This window comes from Lachnoclostridium phytofermentans ISDg (assembly GCF_000018685.1).
GTDB lineage: Bacteria > Bacillota > Clostridia > Lachnospirales > Lachnospiraceae > Lachnoclostridium > Lachnoclostridium phytofermentans.
This window is the reverse complement of record NC_010001.1, coordinates 2471730-2487608: the sequence shown is the minus strand read 5'-3', so window position 1 is coordinate 2487608 and position 15879 is coordinate 2471730. Positions and strand designations below refer to the sequence as shown.

General features: G+C 33.3%; 11 protein-coding genes. 2 read left to right on the top strand and 9 right to left on the bottom strand.

Features of this window, described 5'->3' with window-relative positions:
- Positions 1–19 precede the first annotated feature (19 nt).
- The 8 genes from CPHY_RS10420 to CPHY_RS10385 all read right to left on the bottom strand — a co-directional run bounded on the left by CPHY_RS10420 (position 20) and on the right by CPHY_RS10385 (position 12109).
- Positions 20–1282 carry a serpin family protein gene (locus CPHY_RS10420; protein ID WP_012200035.1) on the bottom strand — a complete coding sequence of 421 codons (1263 nt, stop codon included), beginning with the start codon at positions 1280–1282 and terminating at the stop codon, positions 20–22.
- A gap of 668 nt (positions 1283–1950) precedes the next feature.
- Positions 1951–3021: an ABC transporter substrate-binding protein gene (locus CPHY_RS10415; protein ID WP_012200034.1), complete on the bottom strand. Its 1071-nt coding sequence runs from the start codon at positions 3019–3021 to the stop codon at positions 1951–1953.
- Between the two features lie 147 nt (positions 3022–3168).
- Entirely contained in the window at positions 3169–4155 is a 987-nt protein-coding gene (locus CPHY_RS10410; protein WP_012200033.1) for an ABC transporter permease, read from the bottom strand.
- Between the two features lie 14 nt (positions 4156–4169).
- The gene (locus tag CPHY_RS10405; RefSeq protein ID WP_041704278.1) at positions 4170–5642 is read right to left on the bottom strand and encodes a sugar ABC transporter ATP-binding protein; all 1473 of its coding nucleotides are present in this window, start codon (positions 5640–5642) and stop codon (positions 4170–4172) included.
- A gap of 168 nt (positions 5643–5810) precedes the next feature.
- Entirely contained in the window at positions 5811–6788 is a 978-nt protein-coding gene (locus tag CPHY_RS10400) for a substrate-binding domain-containing protein (protein WP_012200031.1), read from the bottom strand.
- 27 nt (positions 6789–6815) lie between these two features.
- Positions 6816–8573: a sensor histidine kinase gene (locus CPHY_RS10395; RefSeq protein ID WP_012200030.1), complete on the bottom strand. Its 1758-nt coding sequence runs from the start codon at positions 8571–8573 to the stop codon at positions 6816–6818.
- Between the two features lie 10 nt (positions 8574–8583).
- Entirely contained in the window at positions 8584–10173 is a 1590-nt protein-coding gene (locus CPHY_RS10390) for a response regulator transcription factor (protein WP_012200029.1), read from the bottom strand.
- A 484-nt stretch (positions 10174–10657) separates the two neighbouring features.
- Complete coding sequence (locus CPHY_RS10385) at positions 10658–12109, bottom strand: DEAD/DEAH box helicase (RefSeq protein WP_012200028.1); 1452 nt, start codon at positions 12107–12109, stop codon at positions 10658–10660.
- Positions 12110–12319: 210 nt separating this feature from the next.
- Here CPHY_RS10385 and mscL point away from each other — a divergent pair, with 210 nt between their 5' ends.
- A complete protein-coding gene (gene mscL, locus CPHY_RS10380; protein ID WP_012200027.1) occupies positions 12320–12763 on the top strand; it encodes a large conductance mechanosensitive channel protein MscL in 444 nt (147 codons plus the stop codon).
- A 401-nt stretch (positions 12764–13164) separates the two neighbouring features.
- On the opposite strand, the gene CPHY_RS10375 is transcribed toward mscL, so the two are convergent.
- Positions 13165–14502, bottom strand: coding sequence for a hypothetical protein (locus tag CPHY_RS10375; protein ID WP_012200026.1), 1338 nt, complete (start codon positions 14500–14502; stop codon positions 13165–13167).
- A gap of 400 nt (positions 14503–14902) precedes the next feature.
- Between CPHY_RS10375 and CPHY_RS10370 the strand changes: the two genes are divergently transcribed.
- A complete protein-coding gene (locus CPHY_RS10370; protein WP_012200025.1) occupies positions 14903–15877 on the top strand; it encodes a C40 family peptidase in 975 nt (324 codons plus the stop codon).
- Positions 15878–15879 lie beyond the last annotated feature (2 nt).

Sequence of the window (15879 nt, the reverse complement as noted above, 5' to 3'; positions counted from 1 at the left end):
TTATTTTAAGAAACAAATGTTAATCAATGTCCATCACAGTACCTAAAAATATTGGTAATTTTGTTTTATTATCAACGATTGCAAATATAAAAGGACGATCTAACCTAACCGTATATCCCATCATAGCAGAACCACAATTCATGTCTACTATTGTAACTGCTCCTGCTTTTGTCCCTAACTCATCCACACTAATATATGACTTATGAAGGACCTCTCCTATGAAGATGTTACCAACAGAGGAGTTACCTAAATTCGAAAAATCAGCGCTTTTTGAATCAAATGAAGTTTTTAAACCAAGATCAATCAGAGCATCTTTCATTTCAATGGTATAGTCGAACTTAAATTTTGGAAGTTGAGCTAACACATTGGCTGTTTCAGTATTCTCTAGGATGGATAACAAATGTTCTCCTGTAAGAGAAGAAATGTAGTCCTCAATTGACACTCCACTGTTTGGTAATAGCGTAACAAAACTATAATGATCATTTTGATAGTTTTTGATAAAGCCAGTTGCATTTTCATCTTTGATATATAAACTTTCATTAGAATTCATCATTTCAACATTACTTTTAGTACCATTCCATGCAGTAAATTCTCCGGTAAAGATATTATTTTTCGTGTAGACATTCTTCCATCTTGCATCAAATACTATAGCATTGATCAGATACATTATAGCATTTTGATTAATTTTCTCGATAATCTTATCAATCATCCCATCTGTATTATTTTGAGCCCAGAGATTGATGTCTTTAATCGTTGTAGCATTGAACGGTGCCTTATAGGCATCGGCCCCATAAAAATCAGCGTTCTTTTGAAGAAAATCCTGTCTCACAGTGAATCTGTCTTCATCGTCACGAAACCAGATAGAGTTTGCGATGTTTAATTTGCTATCTTTCTCTGAAGGAAGTTGATTGACGTAGGAATATAAATATTCATTTAATTCCTCGATAGAACCCCCACCTGTCAATAACAATTCCATTTCTTCTTTTGTAGTGGAATCTGCACCATTTGCAGTCATCGCAAGTGCTAATAATACAGATAGTGGCGATATCAAAGAGTTTTCATTATCTTTTACAGCCTTTTTAAATAGATCCACTGAAAAATTCGCAGTTTGAGTTATAAATTTTTCATCCACAGTTTTTTTATTTACTGTTTCTGTTCTTATATCATTCATCAAGTTTGCACTTTTCATTCTCTTAGCACATCCAGTTATAGAAGATAAAAGAGCAATTAATACTAAGATGCTTACTATTGTATATAAACAACATTTGTTTATTTGGAACACACAACCCCCTCCTTCATTTTGTTTCGTAAGATTTACTTTTAATATATTTTGTTTTGTTAAAATTATATTATTTCGTAAGATATAATCTGTCTTGCAAGATTGCTTTCGATTAGTTTTCTTTAATATAGGAATACATTATAATAGATTAGACGATTGTTATTACTGTTAGTTCCTATATTGGCAATTTATAGAGCTCTTTTCATTTTAATTATACCTTGCAGAGCCGTATCTTTTCAATGATACTTACCGAATTATTATCGATATAGCATCTTTATTGTTGTTTTCCCTGCTCCATTTGGTCCGATAGCCCCACAAACTCACCTTCTTCAATAGAAAAAGACACGCTTTCATCAGTTTTTTTTCTTCATATTGTCTAGAAAACATTGATTTAATAAATGTAAAGAATGTCACCAAGAATCACTTTGATAGCAGGATTTTTAGAAGTAATTTTCTCTAAATATTTGCTATTTTTTTATCTAACCTTTTTTTCAAGCATTCGAGGAGCGCTTCTTTGTTGGTGGTGCTGCAATGTACTTCGTACCTCATCACCTAAAAAAGAACCCAACTTAAATAGTCAGAAACTTAGCGAAGCATCTGCAACATACAAAAGGAAAGGTTCCTTTTAAAGAACCTTCCCTTTTGTATTAATTCTATTCTAAAAGAGGGTATTACTGATATAAACAAGGTGCAATATCGGCTGAATTATAATTTTCTGAATTATACCACTGACAACCAGTATCCACATCTTCTACTTTCTGACCCTTTGCTGCTGCAACAGCTAAACGTACTGCATTATATCCAATGGAAACTGGATCTTGTGTAACAGAACCATAGAATACCTTATTCTTAATAGCATCAATCTGAAGTGCACCAGAGTCAAAACCAACTGCGATAACTTTACCTTCACCAAGCTTATTTAAACCTTCATTTGCGTTAATAATACATTTTGCTGCAAATTCATTAGATCCATAAATAGCAACTAAGTCTTCTTTGTTTAATAATGTTAATGCTTCTGTCTTACCTGCGTTATCAGTAACTTCTGCTGGAATACGCACTTCAATGATAACTTTCGCACCATCTGATTTACGATTATACTTATCATGACCTTCTACGCAGGAGTTATTTTCACCAATTAAAGAACTCATCTTGTCAACAAAACCTGATGTACGTTTGATGATGGAATCAGAGTTAGCTTCTTGGGACACTACACCAATACGAACAACATTGGATGGATTAGTTACCTTATCTTTAATTGCTTCGTACATTTTTGTAGCTGCTAATTCACCAGCTGCATAATTATCTGTTGCTGCATTTGCCTTTACAGAACCTTCTGGTGCACCTGGTACACCAGAGTCAAAACCAATGATTGGAATACCTTGTGACTTAGCTTGACTAAGTGCATCTAAAGCTGCATTTGTATCAAGAGCTGCAAGACATATTGCAGAAGGTTTTTTATTAATTGCATTGTTAATCTGTTCTACTTGCGTTGCAATTGCACCTTCACCCTCTGGACCCACGAAATTTGTTTTAACATTGAATTCTTTTTCTGCTTTCTTACTTCCTGCTAATACTGCTTGCCAAAAGTCATGTTGGAAACCTTTTGCTACAATTTCAACCGTCATTTCTTTACCGGAACCGCTTGTAGCTTTGTCATTAGAATCCTCCTTCTTACACCCAGACAGTAGACCTAACATCATAACTGCCGTCAAGGAAATCGCGATAACTTTTTTTGCTCTCATAAACAAATCCTCCTTTTTAATAGCTTTTATGTAAACTAAAAGCGTACGAAATTAAGTGTTAAATGCTATAATAAGTTAATGTGATTTATTTTTACGGTTTTCTTTTCATTCTTTAACAAATTTTCTTTACGGTGTTCCGTTCATTCTTTAACTAGATTTTCTTTTACGATTTCTAACATCTAAGTAAACAGCAATAATTAATACAATACCGGTTATCAATAATTGATAATGTGGTTGTAAATCGATGAATGGAAGTCCTGTTTTCAATACGCACATAATGAATACACCGATGATTGTACCAATTACAGTACCAACTCCACCTGCCAAAGAAGTACCACCAATTACAACACCTGCAATTGCTTCAAGCTCAAAACCATTACCTGTTCCAGGCATTAAGGTAGAGTTGATTGCTGCATATGCAATTCCTGCAATTCCAGCAAAGGTACCACTTATGACGTAAGCTAAAATCTCCCATTTCACGATGTTAACACCAGATAGTCTTGTTGCTTCCTTGTTACTTCCTAATGATAATATGTATCTTCCTGGCTTTGTTTTTGTTAAGATAATAGTCATTGCGATCATGAATAACAGTAATAAGATTATACCTGTTGGAAATCCAGAAGGAAAATGCTCTGTGGATCCGGTACGAAAAATTGATTTATACCAACCATCGTTAGAGGTTCTAAGTGGGAATGTTATACTCTTAGTCTTTGTTATAATAGAACCTAACCCTCTTGTCACCATCATGGTTCCAAGTGTTGCTATAAATGCAGGAAGTTTCATAATGGCAACCATAATTCCATTACATAATCCAAAGAATGTACCGCATAAAACGATAATGATGAGACACAGCCATAAAGGAACTCCTTTTTCATAAAGTACCCCTCCAGTAAGTGCAGAACATATTAATACTGTACCTATAGACAAATCAATTCCACCAGTTACAATAACAAAAGTCACACCAATTGCCATAAATCCTATATAATAAGAGGAGTCAAAGATGCTGACTAATGTACTCATGGAACGAAATGCCGGACTCATCAGAAAGAAAAATAGATAAATTACGATTAATGCTAGTAGCGCTGCAACCTTCTGTGTTCCGATTGACTTTATTTTGTTAACTAATTTATTCATTTCTTTCCCTCCAATTAATCCCTAAGCGTTGCATATTGCATGATATTTTCCTGACTTGCTTCTTCAATGGATAGCTCACCTGTTTTATTACCTTCACACATCACAACAATACGATCACTCATACGAAGAATTTCAGTAAGCTCTGAAGATATCATAATTATCGATTTTCCTTCTTTAATCAACTCATTCATCAAGGAGTAAATCTCACTTTTCGCACCAACATCAATTCCTCTTGTTGGTTCATCAAAGATAATGATATCGCTGTTTCTAATCAGCCATTTTGCAATAACAACCTTTTGTTGATTTCCTCCAGAAAGATTCTTAACATAGGCTTCCACCGATGGAGCTTTTGTATTTAGTAGTTTAATATATTTTTCAGAGTCTTCTCGGATTTTCCTATTCTTTAAGAAAATTCCTTTTGTATAATGCTCTAAGGTAGCCAACACAGTATTATCCGCAACTGACTTTTCCACGATAATTCCGTATCGTTTTCTATCTTCAGAAAGGTAACCAATCCCATATTTTACGGCATCCATAGGAGACTTTATCGTAACTTTTTCACCTCTGATAAAGATTTCACCGCTATCAATCTTATCTGCTCCAAAGATTGCTCTTGCAAGCTCTGTTCTTCCAGCACCCATAAGTCCTGAGATACCAAGAATCTCTCCTTTTCTTAAATCAAAACTAACGTCTTTCACCATTTTACCTGCATTCAAATGCTTCACAGATAGAATAACCTCGGCATTCTCTTCTACATTACTAAACTGTTTTGGATCTTCATAAATAACACGTCCAACCATCATATTAATTATGTCTGATTTACAACATTCATTAGAAATTAAGGTTCCAACATATTCTCCATCACGCATAATTGTCACGCGGTCTGTGATTTCTTTAATTTCATCCATACGATGAGATATGTAGATGATCGCAATTCCTTTTTTCTTTAAGTCTCTAATCACTTTAAATAATTCATTGATTTCTACTTCCGTTAAAGCAGCGGTTGGTTCATCAAAAACAATGACTTTAGCGTCTGTTGATATTGCTTTTGCAATTTCAACCATCTGCTGTTTTCCAACCGTTAGGTTACCCATAATTTCTTTGGGATTAATCGAAATATTTAATTTATCAAACAATGCAAGTGCTTTCTCATTCATTTTATTGTCGTTGATAAAAGAACCTTTCATATCCTCTCTGCCAATGAATAGGTTTTGAGCAACGGTCAAATGATTCATCATGTTCAATTCTTGGTGAACAATTGTAATACCTGCATCTTTTGCTTCTCGTGGATTTTTAAATTCTATTTCTTTCCCTTCATAGATTATCGCCCCTGAGTCTTTGCTATAAATTCCAGTTAGAATCTTCATCAATGTCGATTTTCCAGCACCGTTTTCACCCATAAGTGCATGTACTTCTCCGGTACAGACTTCTAATCTTGCATCTTTTAAAGCTGGTACTCCTGAAAAGGCTTTATTAATACCCTTCATGGTAATAATAACGTTATCCAAAGTCTTCACCCTTTCCTGTGTTGTTAATATTTACTAACTTTTCTATAGTATAGTGTATTTATTTGTATATTTTAATAGATAAATCTATGAAAAAAGGTTAAAAAACTACTTTTGAAGTAGCCTTTTAACCTTTTCTATAGGATTCAATTATTCTTCTTTAAATGGAAATATTAACTTTTGATTCATTCCAATAAACATATTATCTTTCGTAATTAGAGCACAGCCAGAATCTAATTGCTTTGGAACATATTCTTTTTTTAGAAGCTTTAGCGCTTTTTCAACACCTAGATATCCAATATTAAATGGCTTCTGTACTACCATTGCTTCAAAGATACCTTCTTCTAAATATTGAATTTGTTCCATTGAACTATCAATACACACTAACTTAACTTTTGCTTCCAATGACATATCTTTTATTGCTCTTGCTGCTCCTGTCGCTGAATATTGATTAAGTCCAACCATAACGCTAATGTCTGGATACTTAGTTAGCAGTTCTACGGTACCATCATACGCTTTGTCATAATTAGAATCACAATAGTAAATAGCTTCTATTTTATTGCTATCATCACTCAGTCCGATTTTAAGTCCTTCTTCACGATCCATTGCTGTCTTCGAATTTTTCACAAAGCTAATGACTCCTATTTTACCACTCTTTCGAACCAAATTTTTAGTAACTGCACCTATTCTTATTCCTGCTTGTATATTATCTGTGGCGACAGTAATATCTGCAATATCTTGTTTCATACCAGAATCTATTACAATAAGCTTAATCCCTGCATCCTTTATTTCTTTTGCAGCATCGTAAGTTTTTTCGTAATCTGCTGCTGCCAATAATATTACATCAGGTTTTCTCTTAATCGCCTCTTCAATAAGTTCATTCTGTACCAGATAGTCTTCCTCTTTTTCAGGGGCCATAAACTCTAATTTTATCTCATATTCTTTCGCTGCCATCTGTGCGCCTTCCACTAAGACACTCCAGAAATCACTGGAATCATCTAAAACTTTAGGAATGCAAATCATATAGTATTGTTTCGGCTTTTCTAAAGTCCTTATGTATATAAAGAACGCAAGACTTAACGTTAATAACATACTAGCACTGATTAAAAATATCTTCTTATGTTTCACTTTAACCTCCAATCCTGAGCTTTTCTTTTATAGACCCATTTTTTTTGGAAGGGTAATCATTACTTTTGTTCCGTAGCCTTTTTTACTCTCAAAACTAAGACCAAACTCTTTACCATAATGAAGCTGGATCCGATTATGGATATTCCGTATCGCAACGCGACTAGTTTTATGTGTAGACTTTCTTTTTTCAAATAGATGTGATAATTCCTCTTCATCCATCCCAATTCCATCGTCGATAACCTGAAGAACCACCGTACTTTCCGTTTCATATCCATCAACAAAGATTGTTCCTACCCCATCCTTATACTTCACACCATGATATAAAGCGTTTTCTACTAAAGGTTGTAGAATTAATTTAATCACATAATAGTTTAGAATAGATTCCGGAACTTGAATGTCATAATTTAGTTGTTCTTTATAACGCATTTTTTGAATGACAAGATAATTCCTTACATAGTCAACTTCTTGCCTAAGTGTAAATTCTTCTGCTTCATTACTGATACTTTGACGAAATAGTTTTGCTAAAGAAGCTGTCATCGTTACCACTTCTTGATTCTTGCCTTCTTCCGCCATCCAAACAATGGAGTCCAAGGTATTATATAAGAAATGCGGATTTATCTGAGCCTGCAAAGCACGAAGTTCGCTTTTTCTTTTCTGCTCTTGATCTTTTACCCTCGCTTCCATCAATTCATCAACGGTCTGAATCATAATGTTATACGACTTACCTAAGTTTGCGATTTCATCACTACCAGAGGTTTCTACCTTCTCATGGAAATTTCCCTTTTCCACTTCCTTCATCGAATCTCTTAATTTCTTTATTGGTTTGGTTATCGCTCTTGAAATCAATATAGACAGTAACATAGCGATAAGAAGGATAGCCACCGTACTGATGAGATAAAGTCTCTGGGTCTGTTCTCTTTGCAAAAATAATTCTGATACATTGGCAACTCCAACCGCTGTCCATCCAGTTTTCTCTGACCTAGAAATCACATAAAGTTTTCTATCTGTTCCCTCCGTTAAGAAATAGCTTTCCTTACATTCCTTTACTTCTAAAGTTTTTTCATTGATCAGTCCATTATAGATTAGTTGTTGTTTCGGATGATAAATAATATTACCCTCTTCATCAAGCAAAAAGATATAACCTTTATAACCTAGATTAATTTTTTTGCAAAGATTATTAATAACATTGTAATTTAAATCAACCAATAGAGCTCCGATCATTTCATCACTTTCTTTGTCTTTGATTGCTCTACTTAAACTAACAACCCATTGGTATTTTCCATTGACAATATTTTGTACATGAGAGGAGGATATATAAATCTTTCCATTACCTGCGATTGCTTTTTTATACCATTCTTTTTGTTTTACATCTAGGTAGGGATTAATCTCATCCTCCCCTCGATTTAATATGTACCTGCCATTGGTCCCAATAATTGCGAGATTTGTTATATCACTTCTTAAATCTAGAATTGTTCCAAATTGATTCATTACACGCTCTTTTGCAAACTGCCTACTATCTAGTTCCTCGTAATCACTATTTAAAAAAGTATGTACATCGGAATCCAGCAATGCCAATTGAGAGATATTTTCCATGTAACCTATATAAGAATCAACATCCGAGTTCATTTGATTAATGAGTTCTGATGTATATTCCATTGAATTCGTAACAACGGAGTTTTCTGTATAAGTCATTGATATCCTAGCCGCTATCATAATCATTGGAATGATCAATATAAGAAATGAGACTAAAATCTTTGAACGTATAGTTTTAAATGAAAAATTCATCGTTTAACCCTCAATCATTTCTCTTAACAAACTCTTTTGGAGTCATTTTCGTTGCTTTTTTAAAAGCGATGTTAAAGTAATGAGGATCACTAAATCCTACCTTTAACGCAACTTCATAATTCCTAAGGTTTGTATTTCGTAACAATAGCTTTGCCTGCTCTAAGCGTATTTGATTTAAGGTCTCTAAAAAAGTCTCTCCGGTTGATGCTTTATAAATCGAGCTGAAATACGATGGGCTGATTAATAGTTCTTGACAAAGAATAGATAAACTTAAATCAGGGTTGTTAAAATTTTTGTTCAAATAAGCCTTCGCTTGTGCAACTAATTTTTCGCTGTTACTTTCCTTCCCTATACTTAGCTGGCACGCTATTTCATTCAAATAGTTTTGTAACAGTTTCATTGCCTGCTCTAAGTAAGGTGCTTTACTTATTTGCTCTAATATGTCGTGCTCCTTTGGTATCTGACTATTATTCTCCATATCTGCTTCTTCTAATAACTTACGTGTTAACAAGATAATCCTTTGTAAATAAAGCAAAATTCTGTTTTTATCAAGATAACCTATGTAAAATTCTTTTTGCAATTGCCCCAGTAATTTTTTGATTTCTTCTTTATCGTTACCTCTTATCGCAGTCTGAAAAGCTTCAAGATGATCATAAATGCCTACCTTATCCACCATTTTAATCATATCTATATCCCAAAGATAAGTATTGTGATCTAAATAGCGATAGGAAAGAGCTCGTTTTGCTTCTTCAAATGAGATTGAGAGGTTTTGAATACCATGCACCCATCTACCCATTCCAACCTGAATATGAAAAGACATAGCTGCTTCAATATTTTTTTTGATATCATTTAGAATTAAGTGAATTTTATCCTCAAGATTTCTTTTTTGTGACGTGTGAAAGATTAGGTATATACCATTATCCATTCCTTGAAAAACGATACAGTCTTCGTAATCTTTAATCGTTGTTTCAATTATTTTTACTATGGTAATTAATATTAAAGCACTTTGTTTTGGTTCATCACTATCAAATGATGTCACCATAAAAGATGCGACACGTAAATTAGAGTCTTCGATATGTATTTGTAATCGTTGTAAATCATTTTTTAACTGTTCGTTAGGGTTTCCTTCAAGCATCAAATCGGATAATACTTGTCCTTTCACCAAAGTTAAACTTTTATTGTATTCTTGTTTCATTATTGTTATTTCTTGTTGTTCTTTCTGATTCTTATTTAATTCATTGGTAAGATTTATCAAAACATCACTTAGCTCCTGCGCTGTAACGGGCTTTAATAAATACTCGATTACTTTATACTTCATTGCTTGTTTTGCATAATCAAATTCATGATAACCACTAAATATTACAATCTTTATGTCTTTGTGATTCTCATACAAGAATTTGCTTAATTCCATCCCATCTACATATGGCATACAGATATCAGTCAGAACAATATCCACTTCATGTTCCGTGACAAACAGAATGGCTTCCTTACCGTTTTTACATGTTCCAACCAATGATAGTCCTAAATCAGACCACTTGATGCAACGGCTAATTGACTCTCTTGCTAAATCTTCATCATCCACAAGTAAAACCCGATACATCTTCTTCTCCTTTCAAAAATCCTACTCCGTGTTAATTGGTAAGTAACCCCTTGAATTCATTATTTGTCCCCTCTGCCTCTTTGAAAGTATAAAAATTTTTTTTCTTTGTTTATCCCCTCTGTTTCATTGCAATCATTTTTGTTTCATTGTTAATAGCTACTGCTTAAAGTAAGTATCACGATTTTGTTTCACTAATCCCATTTGCTTATAAAAGTATCTACTTCTCTCTTATTAATTTCTTCTTCTGATTCCCCTTTGAACCTTTAATTATATCGTACGAAAAAAGAAAACTCCTAACTGATTTGTAGTAAAATTGAGTTAAAAACACAATAACCATACCTCAGAAAGGAGCTGCACTTATAGGATAACATAAAGTTGATATTTTTTATAGATTATTTTCTTTGTATGAAACAAAGGTTAAAACATTACACAGACGCTTATTCTAAACAAAGAAAAGTTCTCGAAGCGTGTTATTTATCGTATCTTAGTTGCTTATACTAACTTTTCGACATTTTCCCTTCATCGTACGCTTTGGAAGTTCATTTAGGACTAAATTCCCTTTCCCATTTAGAATTTCTACATAGGTAATACTATCTCGTATATCAATCACACCAATATCTTCTTTTCCATTCACACCTTCAATACCACTGATAGTACCGACAACCTCGCATGTCCTAAGCTTTGATTTTCTACCACCGCTGATTGTCAGTTTCATGATATCTTTTTGAAAGACATCACCTTTTTTCTTTTTTCGTTCTTGTTTCTTTTGCTGAGCTTCGTTAAATTTTTCTTTATATAAAAACTCTCTAACTTCTTCCTCTGACGGAGGCGTAACGATTTCGATTGGAGTTCCAGTAAACTTTTCAATTAACGAAAGCATCTTCTTCTCTTCCTCACGAATGAAACTAATTGCCTTACCACTCTTTCCATTTCGTCCAGTTCGTCCAATTCTATGAACATAGGTTTCTTTTGACATAGGTAAGTCATAATTAATGACGTGTGTTATATCATCGAAATCAACACCCCTAGCTGCCACATCCGTAGCAATCAGATAACGAAATCCACCTGTTCGGAAATCATCAATCGTATGAATTCGTTGTTTTTGATCAATAAGCCCATGCAGCATACCACACCAAACTTTTTCTTTCTTAAGTTTATAATATAAAACCTCTACCATTTCCCTGGTACCACAAAAGATCATCGCGTTCGTTGGGTTATTTTTATATAGCATACGAAGGAATAATTCATACTTATCCTCTTCTGTTACAAAACAGCCTAACTGTTCAATACTATCCACGGTCTCTGTACCATCTTCTAACTTCACTTCCACCGGAGAATTCATAAACTCATCAGTCAATGCATATAAAGCTTCCCCCATGGTTGCAGAAAATAGCATTATCGTTATATTTTCTGGTAAATAGGAAAGTATTCGCTTAACATCATCTAGGAATCCCATATCAAGCATAAGGTCAGCTTCATCGATGATAACATATTTCACATTGCTGCATTTTAACGTTCCAGTCTCACAATGATCCAACACTCTTCCCGGTGTTCCTACAACAATGTGAGATTTTTGCTTTAGGGTAAGTGCTTGCTTGTCAAATGGAAATCCTCCAAATACTACTGGAACCTTGACTCTTTTCATGCGTCCAACGTTAAAGATTTCATCCTTAACCTGGTAGGCTAATTCTCTAGTTGGCTCCAAGACAAGAGCTTGAGGTAAATTCTCCTCCCAGACGATTGATTCACAGATTGGTATGGCAAAAGCTGCTGTCTTACCACTTCCTGTTTTTGATTTTGCTATAATGTCTTTTCCTTCTAAAGCGAGCGGTATAACTTTTTCTTGAATTGGAGTTGGTTCTATATAATGAAGCATAGATAATGCTTGAATAATCTCCTCACAAAGTTTGTATTGTGTAAATTTATTATCTAACATGTAGTAGTTCCTTTCCTACGTATGATCTGTTTCTATTATACCCATACATACAATGAATGCAATGAAATATTTGCTATAACTATATATTATTTTAGATTTTTAAATCAAAAAAGCATTTATTCTGTAAATAATATCTTTTGTCTTATTATTTACTTTCTTGTCCAATCGTACTAAAATAATAATATGATTTAAAAACAAAAGGAGAAAAGAATGAAAAAATTTTTAAAAGAGTTCAGAGAATTCGCTTTAAAAGGTAATGTTATGAACCTAGCAGTCGGTGTTATTATCGGTAGTGCGTTTCAAGGAATCGTAACGTCTTTAACTGATAACATACTTTCACCAATCATTGGTTTATTTACTCGCCAAAACTTCGACTCATTACAGCTTAATATCTTTGGGATAACACTAAGATACGGTGCCTTTATAACTGCATTAATTAACTTTGTCATCATGGCTTTTGTAGTCTTCCTTTTAGTAAAAGGGATGAACAGAATACTATCCTTTGATGATAAGAGAAAAAAGGTTGAAGTAAAACCTACAGAGAAGGATTGCCCATATTGCATGACAAAGATAAATATTAATGCTTCTCGCTGCCCTCACTGTACATCACAGCTTGAAACAATTGCTATAAATGAAGAGGATATTGCAAGATAATTTATCATAAGTAGTTTTAGAATAGTATTAGTGAAATAAAATAGTACTTACGAAATAAAATAGTAATTACGAAATAAAATAGTACTTCTGAATTAAAATAGTACTTCTGAATTATAATGGTACCTTGAAATGGCTTTTTTTACAAACCAAATCGAGGTACCTTTTTATAACTATTTTTAGTGGGTTACTCTACGGCAGGCCTTTTCTTGCTCTATGTTAAAACTGAATAATTAATTTTGTTAGACTCATTCCGTAAAGCACGCTATTATGAGGAATGCTACTATAAGGAATGCTACCATAAGGAATTTCATATTATGCAATATTAATTTAGGGGATATCATTTTAAGCAATTTTAATCTAAGCAATATTAATTAAAGGAAAATTAATTTATGAATTTATATTTACGGAACATAAATTTCATAGACTAAGTATACCAAATTATCCTTAATAGAAATGCTTAATATAAATCTATCCTCTACTTCCTTTAATTTTGTAATGTCAAATTCATCCCAATTCTGTCTCATAGTTCTGAGAATGATTTTTACATCATTTGATAGCTTATAAGTCTCTATATCATCTGGAGTCGTATAAATATAATATTCACATCCCCAGACATCTTCTCCATATGGAATTTTATCCGCATCTATAAGCTCTCTAATCCTAGCTTTATCTTCTTCTGCCCATGGTGTAAGCCACTCAATGTTCTGTATCGTAATCGTATTATCTTCTTCTGAATAATCTAAGAGATAAACCAATTTCACTTCATCCATTTCGCCGTGCGTAGTATGTAATGCTTCTTCTATCTCACTTATTGTTAATGAGGATCCACGATAATTACCCTCTCCATTATTAACTCTTATAAGCTTCTGCTTCACTATTTGATATGTTTCATAATAATAAGAAATATCTTGCGACGACTCAAACATAATGTTGATATGAATCAAACCGTTATCTCTTTCTAAAAATTTCAATGTTATCTGCTTATCTGCATTCTCATATTTTGAAGTAATTTGATCTACAATTTCCTGAGACCCATCATATTTTAGAAAATCTTCTTTTTCAATTTTATGAGCTTCATACTCTTTGATATCATAATCATCTAAATAATAGAAATAAGGTTTCCATGTATGGCCGCAGCTATAATTTTCTGACTTTAAATATACCAAATCATAGGAAGACTCAAAAACTGTTAACTCATTTCCTTTAACCTCATTAAGCGCGCCTGACAAGGAAATCTGACGCAGTTGTTTTTTCTCATCAAGCATAAAAAGAACCGTAAAACTATCTGTTGGATAGCTTCTATCATATCGAAAGTATTCTATATCACTCAATGTATTAATCCCATATGTATTCAGTGAAATGTAGGTGTCTTCTTCCACTTGAGTAATCCAGTCTTTACCATATGCCCAAATATCTCCATGAAAATTTAAAAATTCATTCTTAGAGTCAGGAGTTATAAAAAGTGTTATGTATGCATCGTGAAGAGAAAATGAATAATCAGTATAGGCTTTATATTTCGGATTTTCTTCTAATATTTTCTCCTTCTGTATTATCGACCAATCCACATTTTCTTCTATTAATGGAGTTTCACTACTATCTAGTACTCCTTGCGTTATTGTTATTTGTGACTTATCCTCATTTAAGTTTTGTACTGATTCACTATTGTTTTTATGACAACCATTAAGTAGCATGATAGTAACTATGATAGGCAAATATATGTATTTCTTATAATTTTTCATTTTCTCCTCCACTAATATTTATTTATCTATAATTAATAAGCTCTAAATTCCTACCATATTGGTAAAATCGTAATTATATCACTTTACATAAAGGAAACTCCCTGATTAGTTATGGTTGGTCAATTTTAATATGTTACGTCACTTAGTTATACACACATCGCTATAATATATTTTTGATTCACTATAAAAATTGATTACTATAAAGTATAGTATCTCACAATTAAGTTTATTAAACAATAATCTCCACCATATATTTACTGTTGCTATTATGTTAACTATTTATTACAATATTGTTACGAGATGATTAGTAGGTCCCCCTGCTAGCCTTCCTTCTATACCTACAGGAGTAACTATATCCTGTTTTGTAACACCAAGACAGCTATAATGAAAAGAGGTATTTATGTTAAAAACAAAGCAACTACTGTTAAAACGTTTGATCGTAATGTTTGGTCTTATATTTTCACTTGTTTGTCTTAGTCCTAAAATAGTAACTTGGGCAGCAAGTAATTCAGAACCAAACGTTGGAGTAAGTACCACAAAAGAGACACCACTGAATATCCGTGCATCTGCCAGTACTTCCTCTGCAAATGTTTCTTCCTTAAATCCCAATACTCCAATTCAAGTAATCGGAAGTTCTGGTGACTTCTATAAAGTAATCTATAGTACCAGTGGAAATGTTGGCTATGCACACAAATCATATATCAACATATCATCCACCAAATATGGAACTGTTGTTACCAATGGAGGAACCTTAAACTTACGTTCATCCGCTTCCACTTCTTCTCAGATACTCGGTAATATCCCAAGCCAAACTGTTTTACCAATTATCAGTGCAGAGGATGGATGGTACAAGGTTGTATGGGGTAAATCGGTTGGATATGTAAGTAGCACCTATTTTAAATCTGGTACTTCTTCAGAAAATTCAGAAACAAGTAACTCTTCTTCAACATCCCCTACCAGAAATGAGATTGTAGAATATGCAAAAACATTTCTAGGTATATACTATCAATGGGGAGGAAATTATCCGCAAGGAAGTAGTTACGGTTTAGACTGTTCTCATTATACTTATCAAGTATTTAAGAAGTTTGGTTTAATGAATTCCTATATGGTTTCTGCTGACCAAGCTAATTATGTAAAGAAAATTACACGAAGTGAATTAAAACCAGGAGATTTAGTATTTTTTAAATCCAAATCCAGTGGTAATGTAGTACATGTTGCAATCTATATTGGAGATGGACAAATCATAGGTGCTAATGGTGGAGATTCTAGCGTAAATTCAATAGAAACCGCAAAGAAAAAGAATGCAATGGTAAAGATTCAATCCGTTGATTATGATTCAAGAGAAAAAATATACGGTCGTATTCCAGGACTATAATA